General features: G+C 52.6%; 23 protein-coding genes. 3 read left to right on the plus strand and 20 right to left on the minus strand.

The window, feature by feature from the left end:
- Positions 1-3: 3 nt before the first annotated feature.
- The 5 genes from rplB to rpsJ are packed head-to-tail and all read right to left on the minus strand — an operon-like array spanning position 4 to position 2731.
- Positions 4-825 (minus strand): 50S ribosomal protein L2, encoded by an 822-nt coding sequence (gene rplB / locus RAC60_RS11050; protein ID WP_006120586.1) that lies wholly within the window; start codon positions 823-825, stop codon positions 4-6.
- 17 nt (positions 826-842) lie between these two features.
- Complete coding sequence (rplW, locus tag RAC60_RS11055) at positions 843-1145, minus strand: 50S ribosomal protein L23 (protein WP_006120585.1); 303 nt, start codon at positions 1143-1145, stop codon at positions 843-845.
- The gene (gene rplD / locus RAC60_RS11060) at positions 1142-1747 is read right to left on the minus strand and encodes a 50S ribosomal protein L4 (RefSeq protein ID WP_006120584.1); all 606 of its coding nucleotides are present in this window, start codon (positions 1745-1747) and stop codon (positions 1142-1144) included. Before rplD ends, rplW begins: the two co-directional genes overlap by 4 nt.
- Positions 1748-1757: 10 nt before the next feature.
- Positions 1758-2387, minus strand: coding sequence for a 50S ribosomal protein L3 (gene rplC / locus RAC60_RS11065; RefSeq protein ID WP_006120583.1), 630 nt, complete (start codon positions 2385-2387; stop codon positions 1758-1760).
- Positions 2388-2419: 32 nt separating this feature from the next.
- A complete protein-coding gene (gene rpsJ, locus RAC60_RS11070; protein WP_006120582.1) occupies positions 2420-2731 on the minus strand; it encodes a 30S ribosomal protein S10 in 312 nt (103 codons plus the stop codon).
- A gap of 401 nt (positions 2732-3132) precedes the next feature.
- Between rpsJ and RAC60_RS11075 the strand changes: the two genes are divergently transcribed.
- Positions 3133-3906, plus strand: coding sequence for an A24 family peptidase (locus RAC60_RS11075; RefSeq protein ID WP_133745896.1), 774 nt, complete (start codon positions 3133-3135; stop codon positions 3904-3906).
- On the opposite strand, the gene bfr is transcribed toward RAC60_RS11075, so the two are convergent.
- From bfr to fkpA, 11 genes are all read right to left on the minus strand, one after another.
- Positions 3893-4366, minus strand: coding sequence for a bacterioferritin (gene bfr, locus RAC60_RS11080; protein WP_375093690.1), 474 nt, complete (start codon positions 4364-4366; stop codon positions 3893-3895). The genes RAC60_RS11075 and bfr overlap by 14 nt on opposite strands.
- 106 nt (positions 4367-4472) lie before the next feature.
- The gene (gene bfd, locus RAC60_RS11085; protein WP_033741530.1) at positions 4473-4667 is read right to left on the minus strand and encodes a bacterioferritin-associated ferredoxin; all 195 of its coding nucleotides are present in this window, start codon (positions 4665-4667) and stop codon (positions 4473-4475) included.
- Positions 4668-4844: 177 nt separating this feature from the next.
- Complete coding sequence (gene tuf, locus RAC60_RS11090) at positions 4845-6029, minus strand: elongation factor Tu (RefSeq protein WP_006120578.1); 1185 nt, start codon at positions 6027-6029, stop codon at positions 4845-4847.
- Positions 6030-6097: 68 nt separating this feature from the next.
- Entirely contained in the window at positions 6098-8212 is a 2115-nt protein-coding gene (fusA, locus tag RAC60_RS11095; RefSeq protein WP_006120577.1) for an elongation factor G, read from the minus strand.
- 93 nt (positions 8213-8305) lie between these two features.
- On the minus strand, positions 8306-8776 hold the full coding sequence (gene rpsG / locus RAC60_RS11100) for a 30S ribosomal protein S7 (protein WP_006120576.1): 471 nt from the start codon (positions 8774-8776) through the stop codon (positions 8306-8308).
- A 96-nt stretch (positions 8777-8872) separates the two neighbouring features.
- Complete coding sequence (gene rpsL / locus RAC60_RS11105; RefSeq protein WP_006120575.1) at positions 8873-9247, minus strand: 30S ribosomal protein S12; 375 nt, start codon at positions 9245-9247, stop codon at positions 8873-8875.
- Between the two features lie 128 nt (positions 9248-9375).
- Positions 9376-9663, minus strand: a complete 288-nt coding sequence (tusB, locus tag RAC60_RS11110) for a sulfurtransferase complex subunit TusB (protein ID WP_033741532.1) — start codon at positions 9661-9663, stop codon at positions 9376-9378.
- A gap of 9 nt (positions 9664-9672) precedes the next feature.
- Positions 9673-10032 carry a sulfurtransferase complex subunit TusC gene (gene tusC / locus RAC60_RS11115; protein WP_033741534.1) on the minus strand — a complete coding sequence of 120 codons (360 nt, stop codon included), beginning with the start codon at positions 10030-10032 and terminating at the stop codon, positions 9673-9675.
- On the minus strand, positions 10032-10418 hold the full coding sequence (gene tusD, locus RAC60_RS11120; protein ID WP_006120572.1) for a sulfurtransferase complex subunit TusD: 387 nt from the start codon (positions 10416-10418) through the stop codon (positions 10032-10034). Before tusD ends, tusC begins: the two co-directional genes overlap by 1 nt.
- Entirely contained in the window at positions 10418-11140 is a 723-nt protein-coding gene (locus RAC60_RS11125) for a transcriptional regulator (protein ID WP_054632986.1), read from the minus strand. The genes tusD and RAC60_RS11125 overlap by 1 nt, the downstream gene beginning before the upstream one ends.
- Positions 11141-11298: 158 nt before the next feature.
- Positions 11299-12135 (minus strand): FKBP-type peptidyl-prolyl cis-trans isomerase, encoded by an 837-nt coding sequence (fkpA, locus tag RAC60_RS11130; RefSeq protein WP_375093695.1) that lies wholly within the window; start codon positions 12133-12135, stop codon positions 11299-11301.
- Between the two features lie 269 nt (positions 12136-12404).
- Here fkpA and RAC60_RS11135 point away from each other — a divergent pair, with 269 nt between their 5' ends.
- A complete protein-coding gene (locus RAC60_RS11135; RefSeq protein ID WP_006120569.1) occupies positions 12405-12623 on the plus strand; it encodes a protein SlyX in 219 nt (72 codons plus the stop codon).
- 118 nt (positions 12624-12741) lie between these two features.
- Here the strand turns inward: RAC60_RS11135 and slyD are convergent, their stop codons facing one another.
- From slyD to kefG, 4 genes are all read right to left on the minus strand, one after another.
- Positions 12742-13302 carry a peptidylprolyl isomerase gene (gene slyD / locus RAC60_RS11140; RefSeq protein WP_375093697.1) on the minus strand — a complete coding sequence of 187 codons (561 nt, stop codon included), beginning with the start codon at positions 13300-13302 and terminating at the stop codon, positions 12742-12744.
- Between the two features lie 196 nt (positions 13303-13498).
- Complete coding sequence (locus RAC60_RS11145) at positions 13499-13693, minus strand: YheV family putative zinc ribbon protein (protein ID WP_006120567.1); 195 nt, start codon at positions 13691-13693, stop codon at positions 13499-13501.
- 23 nt (positions 13694-13716) lie between these two features.
- Complete coding sequence (kefB, locus tag RAC60_RS11150; RefSeq protein WP_006120566.1) at positions 13717-15522, minus strand: glutathione-regulated potassium-efflux system protein KefB; 1806 nt, start codon at positions 15520-15522, stop codon at positions 13717-13719.
- Positions 15523-16074: a glutathione-regulated potassium-efflux system ancillary protein KefG gene (gene kefG / locus RAC60_RS11155; RefSeq protein WP_006120565.1), complete on the minus strand. Its 552-nt coding sequence runs from the start codon at positions 16072-16074 to the stop codon at positions 15523-15525. It lies immediately after the preceding gene.
- 111 nt (positions 16075-16185) lie between these two features.
- On the opposite strand from kefG, the gene RAC60_RS11160 reads away from it, so the two are divergent.
- Positions 16186-18090 carry an ABC transporter ATP-binding protein gene (locus RAC60_RS11160; RefSeq protein ID WP_058701411.1) on the plus strand — a complete coding sequence of 635 codons (1905 nt, stop codon included), beginning with the start codon at positions 16186-16188 and terminating at the stop codon, positions 18088-18090.
- Positions 18091-18126 lie beyond the last annotated feature (36 nt).

The following is an 18126-nucleotide window of genomic DNA, read 5'->3' on the forward strand; positions in this document are numbered from 1 at the left end:
ATATTATTTGCTACGGCGACGTACGATAAATTTATCGGTACGCTTGTTGCTACGGGTCTTCTTACCTTTGGTCTGAACGCCCCACGGAGTTACCGGGTGCTTACCAAAGTTACGACCTTCACCACCACCGTGCGGGTGATCTACTGGGTTCATCGCGGTACCACGAACGGTCGGACGAACACCACGCCAACGGGTTGCACCAGCTTTACCCAGAACGCGCAGCATATGCTCAGCGTTACCGACTTCGCCCAGTGTAGCGCGGCAGTCAGCTTCGACTTTACGCATTTCACCTGAACGCAGACGCAGGGTAACGTAGGAACCTTCACGCGCAACGATCTGCACGTAAGCACCGGCTGAGCGAGCAATCTGACCGCCTTTGCCTGGTTTCATTTCTACGTTGTGAACGGTAGAACCCACCGGGATGTTACGCATCGGCAGTGTGTTACCTGCTTTGATCGCAGCATCAACGCCAGACTGAATCTGGTCGCCGGCTTTCAGGCCTTTAGGGGCCAGGATGTAACGGCGTTCGCCGTCTTTGTACAGAACCAGTGCGATGTTCGCAGAGCGGTTCGGATCGTACTCAAGACGTTCAACGGTTGCCGGGATACCATCTTTGTTGCGTTTGAAGTCAACCAGACGGTAAGCCTGCTTATGACCACCACCGATGTGACGGGTAGTGATGCGACCGTTGTTGTTGCGGCCACCGGATTTGCTGTTTTTTTCCAGCAATGGAGCAAACGGCTTGCCCTTGTGCAACTCTGGGTTCACCACTTTAACGACGTGGCGACGACCCGGAGATGTCGGTTTACATTTAACAACTGCCATTGTCTTTCTCCTCCGACTTACTCAGCGCCGCCGACGAAGTCCAGATTCTGGCCTTCCTTCAGGGTGACGTAAGCTTTTTTCCAGTCGCTACGACGACCGATACGCTGTCCGTGACGCTTAACCTTACCTTTAACTACCAGGGTGTTAACGTCTTTAACTTCTACTTCGAACAGTTTCTCAACAGCAGCAACGATCTCTGCTTTAGTCGCGTCTTTAGCTACTTTGAGTACGATGGTGTTGGTTTTTTCCATCGCGCTAGATGCCTTTTCAGATACGTGCGGCGCGCGCAGTACTTTCAGCAGACGTTCTTCACGGATCATGCCAGCATCTCCTCAACTTGCTTAACTGCATCAGCAGTCATAACGACTTTGTCGAAGGCGATCAGGCTAACTGGGTCGATACCCGCTGCATCACGCACGTCAACCTTGTACAGGTTACGCGCAGCCAGGAACAGATTCTCATCCAGTTCGCCGGTGATGATCAGCACGTCTTCCAGCGCCATGTCTTTCAGCTTCTGTGCCAGCAACTTGGTTTTCGGTGCTTCAACAGAGAACTGCTCGACAACGATCAGACGATCTTGACGTACCAGTTCGGACAGGATGCTTTTCAGCGCGCCGCGGTACATCTTTTTGTTAACTTTTTGACTGTGGTCTTGTGGCTTAGCAGCAAAGGTCACGCCACCTGAACGCCAGATCGGGCTCTTTACAGAACCTGAACGCGCACGGCCGGTGCCTTTCTGACGCCAAGGCTTTTTGCCTGAACCGGTTACTTCAGCGCGAGTTTTCTGCGCGCGAGTACCCTGGCGGGCGCCTGATGCGTAAGCAACAACAACCTGGTGAACCAGCGCTTCGTTGAAATCACGACCGAAGGTAGTTTCGGAAACAGTCAGCGCGCTCTGCGCGTCTTTCAATACTAATTCCATTGCTATCCCCTTACGCCTTCACAGCTGGTTTAACGATCAGGTCGCTACCGGTAGCACCGGGAACTGCACCTTTAACCAGCAGCAGGTTGCGCTCAGCGTCAACACGTACTACGTCCAGGCTCTGAACAGTTACGCGCTCATTACCCAGCTGACCTGCCATTTTCTTGCCTTTGAACACTTTGCCCGGAGTCTGGTTCTGACCGATAGAACCCGGAACGCGGTGAGACAAGGAGTTACCGTGGGTTGCGTCCTGGGTACGGAAGTTCCAGCGCTTAACGGTACCTGCGAAACCTTTACCTTTAGAGGTGCCAGTTACGTCTACTTTTTTAACGTCAGCGAAAATTTCAACGCTGATGCTCTGACCTACAGAATACTCATCACCTTCAGCGGTGCGGAATTCCCACAGGCCACGGCCAGCTTCTACGCCAGCTTTAGCAAAATGACCAGCTTCAGGTTTGGTCACACGGTTTGCTTTTTTAGCACCGGTGGTAACCTGAATTGCCTGGTAACCATCGTTCTCCAGGCCTTTGACCTGAGTAACGCGGTTCGCTTCAACTTCGATTACGGTTACTGGGATAGATACGCCATCTTCAGTGAAGATGCGGGTCATACCCACTTTTTTACCGACTAAACCAATCATTGTTTCAACCTCTCAATCGCTCGATGACCTGATTAACCCAGGCTGATCTGCACGTCAACACCGGCAGCCAGGTCCAGACGCATCAGAGCATCAACGGTTTTTTCAGTTGGCTCAACGATGTCTACCAGACGCTTGTGAGTGCGAATTTCGTACTGGTCACGCGCATCTTTGTTAACGTGCGGAGAGATCAGAACGGTAAAGCGCTCTTTGCGGGTCGGCAGCGGGATCGGACCACGTACCTGCGCACCAGTGCGCTTGGCAGTCTCGACGATTTCCGCGGTTGATTGATCGATCAGACGATGATCAAACGCTTTAAGACGGATACGGATTCTTTGGTTCGACATGAGACCAAGGCTCCAAACATTTTATAGACGAAAAAAATTACTACTCGAACCCATTACGATTGATGGGAGAGTGTAATCGTTCAGCATATAACTCCACAGTTGGGAGTATTGTCAGACGGCCCAACAAACTGCCGTCTGCGATTCAGCTCGAATCGCGCCTACCAATATCGGCAGGCCCGCGCATTATACGTAGATTTGCTCAGGAAGCAACCCACGATGCACATTTGCCACAGAAAACTGTGTTTAACGCTTTTGTGCACGTCTGCACAAAAGCCCTGCAGGACGGATGTCTTCGCCCCTTTTTTTCTGGGCGCGGTTTTCCATTCTCTTTTTCTTATCCGCGACGCAGAGGACGCGTTCAGACAGACTCAGTCATCACATCAGGTTAACCGGAGGTCATCGTGTTGCTCATCATCGTTGCTGTCTCCCTGTCAGGCGGCGCGCTTGGCAGCTTTCTCGCCCTGGCCTGTCAACGTTTTAATACGTCCGCTTCACCACGTCGCTGGCTGCAGTCATTGTGGACGCCGCCTTCCCACTGTAGTTACTGTCGCCGCACGATCCTGTGGCACGACAGCGTTCCGCTGATAAGCTGGCTGTGGTTGCGGGGGCACTGTCGGTTTTGTTCGCATCCGGTCGGTTTGCTGCCCGTGCTGTTTGAGCTGACAGGCGCCCTCCTCTGCCTGCTGCTGGCTTACCTGTTTTACGACAATCTCATTCATGCGCTGTTTCCGCTTCTGGCTTCCTGTTTGCTCCTCGTCCTTGCGGCCATCGACCAGCGCCACTTCCTGCTGCCAGATGTTCTCACCCACGCGCTCCTGTGGCTGGGTCTTTCACGTTTCATGTTCTTTCAGCCACTCACGGTCAGTTCGGCCATCGGTGGCGTCATGTTTGGCTATGGTTCACTTTGGTTGCTTGCCGGAATTTTTCAACAGGTTACGCGGCGGAAGGGATTAGGTTGTGGGGATATTAAACTGTTTGCCGCACTGGGCGCATGGTGTGGTTGGCAGGCCCTGCCCTTCATTGCCCTGACCGCCTGTACGACAGCCTTGATCGCTTTCGGCGCGCTGCGGATAAGGAACCGGGCGTGGTACCTGAACAGCCCGCTTCCCTTTGGCCCTTTCCTGGCCGTCGCGGGCTGGGGAGTTATCGTTAGTCAAAGCCTTACTCTTCTTTGATTTGCGCCTGCAGGTAATTCTGAATGCCCATCTTACTAATGAGATCAAGCTCGGTTTCAATCCAGTCGATATGATGCTCCTCATCTTCGAGGATGGCGATCATCATATCGCGGCTTACGTAATCATGAACTTTATCCGCATAGGCGATGGCTTCTCTCAGGTCTTTTGCGCCTTCGAGTTCAAGATTGAGATCGGACTGCAACATCTCCCCGACATCTTCTCCAATCCTGAGTCGTCCCAGATCCTGTAGATTAGGAATGCCTTCAAGAAACAGAATACGTTCGATGTATTTATCCGCATGCTTCATTTCATCTATGGACTCATGGTACTCAACGTCGTTAAGACGCATCAGTCCCCAGTTTTTGAACATCCGTACATGTAAGAAGTACTGGTTTATTGCAACCAGTTCATTCCCCAACAATTTATTGAGATGACTTATGATTTTCGCATCGCCCTTCATTTCGCTTCCTCCGCTCATGTTTATTTGAGCGTAGATGCGGTTAAAAAGAAGTCAAAAAAACGCGATGAAAATTGTGGGTATTATCAAGTCGGTGGTGTGTGTGCGTTTACGCGATTTCTTTATATTGCGGAGCGTGCTGCATCTCTTCATCCATAATCGCGCGGGCATCCCGAATACATTTTCCACATTGCTTTCCCACGGGCACGATTTGGCGCAACTGCTGGATAGATTTGGGCTGATAACGGCGCACGACTTCACGGAGCGTTTTGTCACTGATGGCATTACACAGACAGACGTACATTTATTCATCACCCGGTCTATTTCGTGCGCACAGTGTAAATGCGAATCGTTTTTATTTCAAACCTACCTTTTGTGAGGAGAAAGCCTGCGTAATTAAATGACAGGCATAAAAAAAGAGCACCGAAGTGCTCTTTTTATCTTGCAGTAGCCACTCATGTGGCCACATCAGAGATCACAATTAAGCGATAACTTTAGCAACAACGCCCGCACCAACGGTACGGCCACCTTCGCGGATTGCGAAGCGCAGACCTTCGTCCATTGCGATTGGGTGGATCAGGGTAACAACCATTTTGATGTTGTCGCCTGGCATAACCATTTCAACGCCTTCTGGCAGCTCTACTGAACCGGTCACGTCAGTGGTACGGAAGTAGAACTGTGGACGGTAGCCCTTGAAGAACGGAGTATGGCGGCCACCTTCGTCTTTAGACAGAACGTAAACTTCTGACTCGAACTTGGTGTGTGGCTTGATGGTGCCTGGCTTCGCCAGAACCTGACCACGCTGGATGTCTTCACGCTTGATACCGCGCAGCAGAACACCACAGTTTTCGCCTGCCTGACCCTGGTCCAGCAGTTTGCGGAACATTTCAACACCGGTACAGGTTGATTTCGCCGTATCTTTGATACCCACGATTTCAACTTCGTCGCCGACTTTAACAACACCGCGCTCAACACGACCGGTTACTACAGTACCACGGCCAGAGATTGAGAATACGTCTTCGATTGGCAGTAGGAACGGCATGTCGATAGCACGAACCGGATCCGGGATGTAGTTGTCCAGGTGGTTAGCCAGCTCAACGATCTTCTCTTCCCACTCTGGGTTGCCTTCCAGCGCTTTCAGTGCTGAACCGCGAACGATTGGAGTGTCGTCGCCCGGGAAGTCGTACTGTGACAGCAGGTCACGGACTTCCATCTCAACCAGTTCCAGCAGCTCTTCGTCATCAACCATGTCACACTTGTTCAGGAACACGATGATGTAAGGAACGCCTACCTGACGACCCAGCAGGATGTGCTCACGGGTCTGCGGCATTGGGCCGTCAGTCGCAGCAACAACCAGGATCGCGCCGTCCATCTGCGCAGCACCGGTGATCATGTTTTTCACATAGTCGGCGTGGCCCGGGCAGTCAACGTGTGCATAGTGGCGAGACGGGGTTTCATACTCAACGTGTGCAGTGTTGATGGTGATACCACGTGCTTTTTCTTCAGGGGTGCTGTCGATCTGGTCGAACGCACGCGCCTGGCCGCCGTTGGTTTTAGCCAGAACGGTGGTGATTGCTGCAGTCAGGGTGGTTTTACCGTGGTCAACGTGACCGATGGTGCCCACGTTTACGTGCAGTTTGTTACGTTGAAATTGCTCTTTCGCCATGGCGATATTCCTTACGTTATGCCTTCATCACCCGGGATGAAGGCATCAGTTCAAATTTAAACCGTAGCTTATTTGCTACGAGCTTCAATAACGGCTTGCGCAACGTTGTTCGGTGCGTCGTCATACTTCAGGAACTCCATGGAGTACGAAGCACGACCTTTGGTCAGAGAGCGCAGCTGAGTTGCATATCCGAACATTTCAGACAGTGGAACTTCAGCGTGGATCTGAACGCCAGTAGCGTTAGATTCCTGCCCTTTGAGCATACCACGACGACGGCTAAGGTCACCGATTACGTCACCGGTGTTCTCTTCTGGGGTTTCAACTTCAACCTTCATGATAGGCTCAAGCAGAACAGGCTGCGCTTTCTTAAAGCCATCTTTAAAGGCAATAGACGCGGCCAGTTTAAACGCCAGTTCAGAGGAGTCAACGTCATGGTAAGAACCGAAGTGCAGACGAACACCCAGATCCACAACCGGATAACCTGCCAGTGGGCCTGATTTCAACTGCTCCTGGATACCTTTATCAACGGCTGGGATGAATTCGCCAGGAATTACACCACCTTTGATATCGTTGACAAATTCGTAACCTTTCGGGTTCGAACCTGGCTCCAGCGGGTACATGTCGATAACAACATGACCGTACTGACCACGACCACCAGACTGCTTGGCGTGTTTACCTTCGATACCGGTAACTTTAGAGCGGATAGCTTCACGGTAAGCAACCTGTGGTTTACCCACGTTCGCTTCAACGTTGAATTCACGCTTCATACGGTCAACGATGATATCGAGGTGAAGTTCACCCATACCAGCGATGATAGTCTGGTTAGACTCTTCGTCAGTCCATACGCGGAATGACGGGTCTTCTTTCGCCAGACGACCCAGAGCCAGACCCATTTTTTCCTGGTCAGCTTTGGTTTTCGGCTCAACGGCGATAGAAATTACCGGCTCAGGGAATTCCATACGCTCCAGAATGATTGGCGCGTTTGGATCACACAGGGTATCACCAGTGATAACGTCTTTCAGGCCGATCGCAGCGGCGATGTCACCTGCGCGAACTTCGCTGATTTCTTCACGTTTGTTAGCGTGCATCTGAACGATACGACCGAAACGCTCACGTGCAGATTTCACGGAGTTCAGAACGGTATCGCCTGAGTTAACCACACCAGAGTAAACGCGGAAGAACGTCAGGTTACCCACGAATGGGTCAGTTGCGATCTTAAACGCCAGAGCAGAGAACGGCTCTTCATCACTTGCGTGACGCTCAGCTGGGGTATCTTTACCATCGTCCAGCATACCGTTGATTGCCGGTACGTCGGTCGGGGCTGGCAGATACTCAACAACCGCATCCAGCATTGCCTGAACACCTTTGTTCTTAAATGCAGAACCACAGGTCACCAGGATGATTTCGTTTTTCAGCACGCGCTGACGCAGCGCTTTTTTGATCTCTTCTTCAGTCAGCTCTTCACCGCTGAAGAATTTCTCCATCAGCTCTTCAGAGGCTTCTGCTGCAGCTTCGATCAGCTTGCCGCGCCATTCTTCAGCCAGTTCTTGCAGGTTAGCTGGGATCTCTTCGTAATCGAAGGTCACGCCCGCATCCTGGTCGTTCCAGTTGATGGCTTTCATTTTGATCAGGTCAACAACGCCGGTGAAGTTTTCTTCAGCGCCGATAGCGATCTGCAGCGGAACCGGAGTCGCGCCCAGACGAGATTCGATCTGACCAACTACTTTCAGGAAGTTTGCACCCATGCGGTCCATTTTGTTAACGAACGCAATGCGTGGAACTTTATATTTGTTAGCCTGACGCCATACGGTCTCAGACTGTGGCTGAACACCACCTACAGCACAGTAAACCATTACTGCGCCATCGAGCACACGCATGGAACGTTCTACTTCGATGGTGAAGTCAACGTGTCCCGGGGTGTCGATGATGTTGATGCGGTGTGGCTCAAACTGCTTAGCCATACCTGACCAGAACGCGGTCGTTGCAGCAGACGTGATGGTAATACCACGTTCCTGCTCCTGTGCCATCCAGTCCATGGTCGCTGCGCCATCATGCACTTCACCGATTTTGTGGTTAACACCGGTGTAGAACAGGATACGCTCGGTAGTAGTGGTTTTACCGGCGTCGATGTGTGCGCTGATACCGATATTACGGTAGCGCGCAATGGGTGTTGTACGAGCCATTTTATTCCTCGGTTTTTAGGACGTTCAAAGTTAGTCGACCCCAGCGGGTTGGCTGTTTGAGCGCCCGCTGGTTTAACAACAACTACGCAGCTGTTACCAGCGGTAGTGAGCGAACGCCTTGTTGGCTTCAGCCATACGGTGAACGTCTTCACGTTTCTTAACTGCAGTACCTTTGTTTTCTGCAGCGTCAGAAAGTTCGTTCGCCAGGCGTAAAGCCATAGATTTATCACCGCGTTTACGAGCAGCTTCTACGATCCAACGCATTGCCAGGGCATTACGACGAACCGGACGGACTTCAACTGGAACCTGATAGGTTGAACCACCAACGCGACGTGACTTAACTTCGACAGTCGGACGCACGTTTTCGAGAGCAACCTCAAAAGCTTCCAGGCCATCTTTACCAGCACGTTGAGCCAGGGTCTCAAGTGCGGTATAGACGATAGATTCAGCAGTAGATTTTTTACCATCTACCATCAGGATATTTACAAATTTAGCCAGCAGCTCTGATCCGAACTTAGGATCCGGCAGAATTTTACGCTGACCAATGACGCGACGACGTGGCATGGAAATACTCCGTTGTTAATTCAGGATTGTCCAAAACTCTACGAGTTTAGTTTGACATTTAAGTTAAAACGTTTGGCCTTACTTAACGGAGAACCATTAAGCCTTTGGCTTCTTCACGCCGTACTTGGAGCGTGACTGCTTACGGTCTTTAACACCTGAGCAGTCCAGCGCGCCACGAACGGTGTGGTAACGCACACCTGGCAGGTCTTTAACACGACCGCCACGGATCAGGATCACGGAGTGTTCCTGCAGGTTGTGACCTTCACCACCGATGTAGGAGGTGACTTCAAAACCGTTAGTCAAACGCACACGGCAAACTTTACGCAGTGCTGAGTTTGGTTTTTTAGGAGTGGTGGTGTACACACGGGTACAAACGCCACGTTTCTGCGGGCAAGCTTCCAGCGCCGGCACGTTGCTCTTTGCAACTTTGCGGACGCGTGGTTTGCGAACCAGCTGGTTAACTGTTGCCATTAAATAGCTCCTGGGATTTAGCTTTTTGCTTCGTAAACACGTAATAAATCACCTCGTAGAATTACGAGGAGGCAGAATTTTAGGGCTGTGTCAAAAAGGTGTCAAGAAATAACCAGGGGGCCAATGCATTACCAGGCCATTTGTTGTTGATGTTTTACCGTTAGCGCAACGAAAAAAGTATAGTCCACAGACTGCACAACAGGGGAAATTTGCGTGCTCAGCCCCCGGGCATTCAGGTCATCTTCCAGTGCCCAGAGCTTCGCCCCTGAGGCGCGAAGCTGTTCCAGCGCCCTGCTGCCCTCAATCGCCGCCAGTACGCCATCCTGCAGCAAGAGCAGGTCATCCTCCGGCATAAGCAGTCGGGTCAGGCTTTCGATGTCGCTGTAAGTCGGTGAGTGAAATAACGTATGCAGCATTAGGTGCTCTTAAAAAGTCAAAATACGGTCATAGCCTGCGAGTTTTTGCCGCAGGGCCGACGCATCTAAAATTTCGGCATCCAGAATGCGTGGCGCATTTTCCGCTAAACCGCGCGACTGCAGCGACGCCCTGCACAGATAACACTGGTCGATATCATACAGCGCCAGCACGCCGAAGGTAGCGGCATAATGCCGGCTGTGAATATTTTCCGGCTGTTGCTCACTGTTAAGCTGCAGAACGCCATCTCCAATAAAAAACAGGCCGATATCGTCACTCAACGCGCCGGTGGCCAGCACCGCATCTAACCCTTCACGTCCCGCACTGCTGCCATGTGGGGCTCGGGTGAATACAAACGCGACACGCTTCATCAGAACTGCACCATCCGCTCGCAACGCAGCGCCGCTTCCGCCAGCGCACCTAAGCCGGCCAGGGTAAAACCGGGCTGAAGATTCGCGCCCGGCAGCGCAAGCCGTGAGGCTTCCTGCGCATCCGTCACGCCGCGCCGGAGTGCCGCCGCCACGCAAATGTTCAGCGCCACGCCATGCGCCTGATGAAGCGACTGCCAGGCACGAACAAGATCGAATTCGTCACTGGCGGGCGCGCTAAGCTGATTGGCGTTCAGCACCCCTTCCCGATAAAAAAAGACGCTTTCCAGCTGGTGTCCCGCTGCCAGCAGCGCGTTGGCAAACAGCAGCGCGCTGGTCGCCTGCTGCGTACCATAGGCCGGACCGGTGACAAGAAGCGCATAGCGCATTAACGATCCTGCCCCTGAAAGTCACCGTTTTTAAACTGGCGGATGTACAGGTACACGGTATGTTTGGAAATATTTAAGCGCTCGGCGACCTGATTGATGGCGTCTTTGATATCGAAAATCCCTTTTTCATACAGATTCAATACGATCTGACGGTTCTTGGCATTATTCGAGACGTTACGGTCGGCGCTCACTTCTTCAATCGTAAATTCCAGCGTCTGCATGACCAGGTCATCGACCGAACTGGCAAAGTTCACATTGGAATCGACCTGCTGCATCTCTGGCGGCAGAAACGTCGACATGATCTGTGAAAACGGAACGTCGAGGTTCATGTTGATACACAGCAAGCCAATCACCCGCTGCTGGCGATTACGAATCGCAATCGTGACGGACTTCATCAGCACACCACTTTTCGCGCGGGTAAAATAAGCGCGGGAGACGTTGCTGTCTGCACCCTGCATATCATGCAGCATGCGCAAGGCTAAATCCGTGATGGGCGAGCCCACTTTACGCCCTGTATGCTCGCCGTTAGCAATACGCACGGCCGAACAGTTTAAATCTTCCAGTGAGTGAAGGACGATTTCACAATGCGAGCCGATCAACATGGCAAGACCATCTACAACGGCCTCATACGATTTTAAAATATCGTAATCAGTTTGCTCGAACGGATGCTGCTCCAGAAGATCGAAGTCGCTCAGTTCACCGGGATTGAATGGATTAGACATTGAAGACATCACCCTACATGGCTGGAGCCTGTCACAGCGGCTACGGGCAGACTCAATATTGGGATAGTTATGCAGGCGATAGTCTGGCAAATGTCGCGGGGTTATGCCAGAGGTTTGTCATAAAGAGAAACCGCCACCCGAAGGTGGCGGCAGACAGATTACTGGGATTTCTTCGCGTCAGCAGCAGGTGCCTGCGTTTTTTCATCCGCTTTTGGTGCCGGTTTGATATCAAGCAGCTCAACGTCAAACACCAGCGTGGAGTTAGCCGGGATGCCCGGAACACCGTTTTTACCGTACGCCAGGTTTGGTGGGATAACCAGCTTGATCTTACCGCCTTTCTTAACGTGCTTCAGGCCTTCAGTCCAGCCTGGAATCACGCCGTCAAGTCGGAAAGACAGGGGCTCACCGCGCGTGTAAGAGTTATCAAACTCGGTGCCGTCGATCAGCGTACCTTTGTAGTTTACAACGACTGTATCGCTGTCTTTTGGTGCTTCACCGGTCCCTTCTTTCTCAATCTTATACAGCAGACCACTTTCGGTCTTCTTCACGCCGCTCTCTTTAGCAAACTTAGCGCTGTAAGCTTCACCCTTCTCGGCATTTTCTTTTGCGTCTTTTTCCATCTTGGCTGACGCCGCGCCTTTCACGCGGGCTTCGAACGCCTGCAGGGTTTGCTCGATTTCTTCGTCAGACAGCTTGCTCTTACCGCCAAACGCGTCCTGAACACCGGCAATCAGTTGCTGCTTGTCCAGCTTGATGCCCAACTTCTCCTGTTCTTTCAGGGAGTTGTCCATATAACGGCCCAGTGACGCACCCAAAGCGTATGCAGATTGCTGATCTTCATTTTTGAAGGCGGCATTTTTTGGAGCCTGAGGAGCAGACTGTGGAGCATCGGCAGCGGCCGGAGCTGCTGCTGTTTCTGCAGCCATTGCCAGCGGAGCATTCAGCGCGACGGCCATGGTGGTAGCTAACAATGTGACTTTAAACAGTGATTTCATCCTTTCTCCAAAACCGAAGCCTCTCACCTCGGGAATCATTGCGGACTGAGGGCCCACACTATAACTTTACGTGGCAGTGACGAACACTCCCACAACGTAATTATCTGGTCTACTTCCGACCTTTTTTGCATCAGGAAGTTTCACCAGAGATGATGTCATCTGACCCTTTTTCAAGCTAAACACCAAATAAAAGCGAATAAATAGGGCAATTCTGCAACGCCAGCCTTTAGAATCATGCGCTGAGTAGCCCCTTAACAGGAGAAAAGATCATGCAACAGTCAGAGTGGGAACAACGTATTGAAGCGCTTGAAAGTAAGCTGGCCTTTCAGGAGATCACTATCGATCAACTGAACAATACCGTCGTTCAGCATGAACTTGAAATGAGTAAGATGCGCGAACATATGCGCCTGTTACTTGAGAAGTTTAAAGCCAGCGCGCCGTCGATGATTGCCGATGCTTCAGAAGAAACCCCGCCGCCGCATTACTGATCCATCCGTGACAGGCCAGGCTGACTGTCGGCAGGCCCGCTCTGCCGAGGTCTGCTGACAATAAAATGCCGCAAAAAGTAAGGCCACCCGAAGGTGGCCCTGCACTACCGCGTCGGACTTAGTGGCTGCAGCCACAACCGCCCGTTCCGCAACCACCTTTACCGTGGTCATGGTCATGGTCATGGTCATGGTCGTGATCGTGGTGATGACCATCTGCACCGTGAACATGGCCGTGTTCCAGCTCTTCCGGTGTGGCTTCACGAATCGCAACCACCTCAACGTTAAAGTTCAGGTTCTGACCCGCCAGCATGTGGTTACCGTCAACCACAACATGGTCGTCTTCCACTTCGGTGATTTCAACCGGCACCGGACCCTGATCGGTTTCCGCCAGGAAACGCATGCCAACCTGTAATTCGTCAACGCCCATAAAGACGTCTTTTGGTACGCGCTGTACCAGGTTGTCATCGTACTGACCGTACGCGTCATTTGCCGGGATATGCACGTCAAACTTATCGCCCGCGACGTGGTTTTCCAGCGCATTTTCCAGACCAGAAATCAGGGAACCATGACCGTGCAGATAGTCTAACGGTGCACTCACCGGTGACTCGTCAACCAACACACCGTCTTCTGTACGTACCTGATAGGCCAGGCTTACCACCAGGTCTTTTGCTACTTTCATGATATCTCCTAACCGTTGAGAACTAAGATCCCGTCTCATTGGTCTATTCTTGCGTGCAATAACACCAACCAGAAAGGTTCGGGGCTGAGTACAAGAGGCACTCTTTTTCTCTTGCGACTTCAGCGTTAATGGCGTCAATTGTAACGGAATTCAATCCCGCTGTGTGCTTAAGCTTAAAAAAAGCTGGGCCATTTCGCTACTCGGGATGGAAAATTCCGATCACTTGCTCGTTACTGCGAACCTGATCGCGTGCCTGTTTATCGGCTTCCCGCATTTGATGGCCGCACTTCACACACTCGACGACATCGACATTGTTTTCACGCCACATGGCCAGCGTGTCTTTTTCCTGACAATGCGGACATACCGCACCAGCAATAAAGCGTTTACGCATGCTGTTCTACCTGTGTCTTTTGATTACTGATCGTCATCCCAGTCATGGAACTGACGTCGTTCATGCTGCATTTCACGCTGAAAAATGTCTTCCAGTTCACGTCGCGCCTCGCGGACACGGGAAATCTGCGCCATATCAGAGTGGACAGGCATCAGCTCCCGCAACATGCGCATATCCAGCCGGCGGAAGTGTTGCTGTGCCCGATGAGCCTGATGAGGATGCATTCCCAGCGACATAAGCGTTTTACGCCCCAGTTCCAGCGCACTGGAAAAAGTTTCGCGTGAGAACTGCGTCACGCCCGCCTGCAGCAGTTCGTGGGCTTCCACACGACCACGGGCACGCGCCATAATCTGCAAATGCGGAAAATGTTGCTGGCAGAGATGCACAATCGTCATCGCATCTTCCGGATTGCTGCAGGTAATGACGATTGACTGCGCATCAGCCGCACCCGCCGCTCGCAGCAGTTCCAGCTCCGTTGCATCACCATAGTAAACCTTGTAGCCGTACTTGCGCATCAGGTTGACCGCACTAATATCACGCTCCAGTACGGTGATGCGCTTATTGTTTGCCATCAGCAAACGGCCCACTACCTGACCAAAACGTCCGAAGCCCACCACAATGACCTGCGGCTGATCGTCCTCAACGAAGGGTTTTTCAGTGTCTTCATCGCTTTCATTAAAGCGACGCGCCAACAGCCGATCAATTGCCTGCATAAGCAGCGGCGTGGTCATCATGGACAGCGTCACGGTAACCAGCAGCAGCGGCAGTTGGTCGCCCGAGAACAGCCTGGCTGACGAGGCCGCCGAGAACAGCACAAAAGCAAACTCGCCGCCCTGACTCAACACGCCGGCAAACTGCTGACGTTCAGAGCTGCGTAAGCCATAGATTCGAGCCAGCACATACAGCACCAGTAACTTGACCGACACCAGCGTCAGTACGCCCAGTAAAATGGCGATAATGTGGGTATAAAGCACCCCGAGGTTCAGCGCCATGCCCACCGAGATAAAAAACAGCCCCAGCAGTAAGCCTTTGAACGGCTCGATCGCCACTTCCAGCTCATGACGGTATTCACTTTCCGCCAGCAGAATCCCGGCGATAAAGGTGCCTAACGCCATGGATAACCCCAGCGCATCCATAAACAACGCGGAGCCCAATACCAGCAGCAGCGAGGCGGCGGTAAATACTTCACGCACGCCTGAGGCCGCGATGTAGCGAAAAATGGGGCGCAGTAAATAGCGGCCCCCGACGAGCATGCCGGCAAACGCCAGGACCTTCATGCCCACTTTCATCCAGTCGACGCTGCCGCTGTCATTCCCGGCCAGAAGCGGAATCAGTGCCAACGCCGGAATAACAGCCAGATCCTGAAACAGCAGCACCGAAAACCCTAGCTGGCCCGCTTCGCTGCGGTTCATGCCCTTGTCCCGCATCAGCTGCAAGGCCATCGCTGTTGATGACATGGCCAGACCGATCCCGCCGATTACCGCCGCGCGCCAGTCAAAGTTTGTCAGCCACAGCAATGCGCCAAGAATGGCGGCGGAGAAAATCACCTGCGCGGCACCGATACCAAAGATAGAACGGCGCAGCGCCCACAACTTTGCCGGGTTCAGTTCCAACCCGATGATAAACATCAGAAAGACAACGCCCAGTTCAGAAAAGTGCAGAATCTCGTCGACGTCACTAATAAATCCCAGTCCCCACGGACCAATGGCAATACCGGCCAGTAAGTACCCCAGTACTGCGCCAATCCCCAGGCGAGCCGCTACCGGTACAATCAGCACCGCCGCAAAGAGATAGATGACTCCTGCGGTCAGCAGCGTTTGTCCTTCCATTTATAACCCTCCATTCGGCAGCGGTGCTGCCAGCCAGTCGCTATAGGCACGGGCATATTTTTTGAGTAAATCAGGTTGCTGACGGCGCGCCCAGTAAATAATCATCGGCGACATCCAGTGCATACGGCACATCTGTGCGGTCAGCTCAAAAGGTCGCAAAATGTCATTCATGGAATAGCGGTTCAGTCCGTGCTGCTGAAAGGCCGTTTCAGGTTCGCCGGTTGTGACGATACTGCGCCAGTACTTTCCTTCTAATGCGTTTCCGTCTATGCCATTGGCAAAACCCCGGGACAACACGCGATCTAACCACTCTTTAAGTAACGCCGGGCAGCTGTAGGTATAGAGAGGATGTTGAAAAATAATCACATCATGCTCACGCAGTAGCTGTTGCTCATGGTGGATATCGATAAAAAAATCCGGATAGGCGGCATAGAGGTCATGAACAGTAACATGCTCAAGGGGCCTGGCCGCGTCCAGCAAAATACGATTTGCGATGGAATCCTGCGCTTCCGGATGAGCAAAAAGCAGCAAAATCTTAGGTGGCTGCGACATCCTTTCCCTCCAAAGCGTCGTCATTGGTGCGGATTTCCGCTACCATGCACAACGCAACAAAAACCCAATTATGTTGCACGTAAATTAACATATTCTGACGATACGGCGCTTATGATTGTCTTTTCTGCCCTACAAATTCGCCGCGGTGTTCGCGTCCTGCTCGACAACGCTACCGCCACCATCAATCCCGGCCAAAAAGTCGGGCTGGTGGGTAAAAACGGCTGTGGAAAATCCACCCTGCTGTCGTTGCTGAAAGGTGAGATCACCAGCGATGCGGGATCGTTTACCTTTCCCGGTAACTGGTCGCTTGCCTGGGTGAATCAGGAAACGCCTGCCCTCAGCCAGGCCGCCCTTGACTATGTCATCGATGGCGACCGTGAATACCGCCATCTTGAAGCAGAACTGGCAGAGGCCAACATCAGAAATGACGGAAATGCCATCGCCCTGATTCACGGTAAGCTCGATACCATTCAGGCCTGGACGATTCAGTCGCGCGCCTCAAGCCTGCTGCACGGGCTCGGATTCAGTCAGGAACAGCTTCAGCGCCCGGTCAGTGATTTTTCGGGGGGCTGGCGCATGCGTCTTAACCTGGCCCAGGCACTGCTGTGTCGATCGGACCTGTTGTTACTCGATGAACCGACGAACCACCTCGATCTGGACGCCGTGATCTGGCTGGAACGCTGGCTAAAAAGCTATGAGGGCACGCTGATTCTGATCTCGCACGATCGCGATTTTCTCGATCCGGTGGTGGACAAAATTATCCACATCGAACAGCAGACGATGACCGAGTATACCGGCAACTACAGTTCCTTCGAACGCCAGCGCGGCGCGAAACTGGCCCAGCAGCAGGCGTTATACCAGAGTCAGCAGGAAAAAGTGGCGCACCTGCAAAAATATATTGATCGTTTCCGTGCACAGGCCACCAAAGCCAAACAGGCGCAAAGCCGTATTAAGATGCTGGAACGGATGGAGCTGATTGCGCCAGCCCATGTGGATAACCCGTTTAGCTTCAGCTTCCGCGCGCCCGAAAGCCTGCCGAATCCGCTGCTGAAAATGGATAAAGTCACCGCGGGCTATGGCGATCGCATTATTCTGAACGCCATTAAACTTAACCTGGTGCCGGGATCGCGCATTGGCCTGCTGGGTCGCAACGGTGCCGGCAAGTCAACGCTGATTAAGCTGCTGGCGGGCGAACTCGCCGCCAAAGCGGGCGAAATTGGCCTGGCGAAAGGGATCAAGCTGGGTTACTTCGCTCAGCATCAGCTGGAGTTCCTGCGCGCCGATGAGTCGCCTTTACAACATCTTTCACGGCTTGCGCCGAAAGTGCTCGAGCAGCAGTTACGGGATTATCTGGGCGGCTTTGGCTTCCAGGGCGATAAAGTCACAGAGGTAACCGAACGCTTCTCTGGCGGCGAAAAAGCGCGGCTGGTGCTGGCGCTGATTGTCTGGCAGCGCCCCAACCTGCTGTTACTGGATGAACCCACCAACCACCTCGATTTGGACATGCGTCAGGCATTGACTGAGGCGTTGATTGATTTTGAAGGCGCACTGGTTGTCGTATCGCACGATCGCCATCTGTTACGTGCCACCACCGATGACCTCTATCTGGTGCATGATGGCAGCGTTGATGTGTTCCCGGGCGATCTGGAAGATTATCAGCAGTGGCTGAGCGACCTGCAAAAACAGCAAACGCAAAATGAGGCCGCGCCTAAACAGGACAATGGTAACAGTGCTCAGGCCCGTAAGGATCAAAAGCGTCGTGAAGCCGAGCTGCGAACGCAGACCCAGCCCTTGCGCAAAGAAATCGAGAAGTTAGAAAAACAGATGGCGAAGTGGCAAGCCCAACTGGCCGACGCCGAACACCTGCTGGCAGACAGCGCGCTGTACGAACACAGCCGCAAGGCTGATTTAACGGCTGCCCTGCAAAAACAGGCTGAGAGTAAATCGGCGCTGGAAGAGGTGGAAATGGCCTGGCTGGACGCGCAGGAAAAACTGGAAGCGATGCTCGCCTCCTGACAGAGGCGGCATCACCTTTCGTCACAACCGTACCGG

Source organism: Pantoea sp. BR_17 (genome assembly GCF_041955125.1).
Taxonomy (GTDB): Bacteria; Pseudomonadota; Gammaproteobacteria; order Enterobacterales; family Enterobacteriaceae; genus Pantoea; species Pantoea stewartii.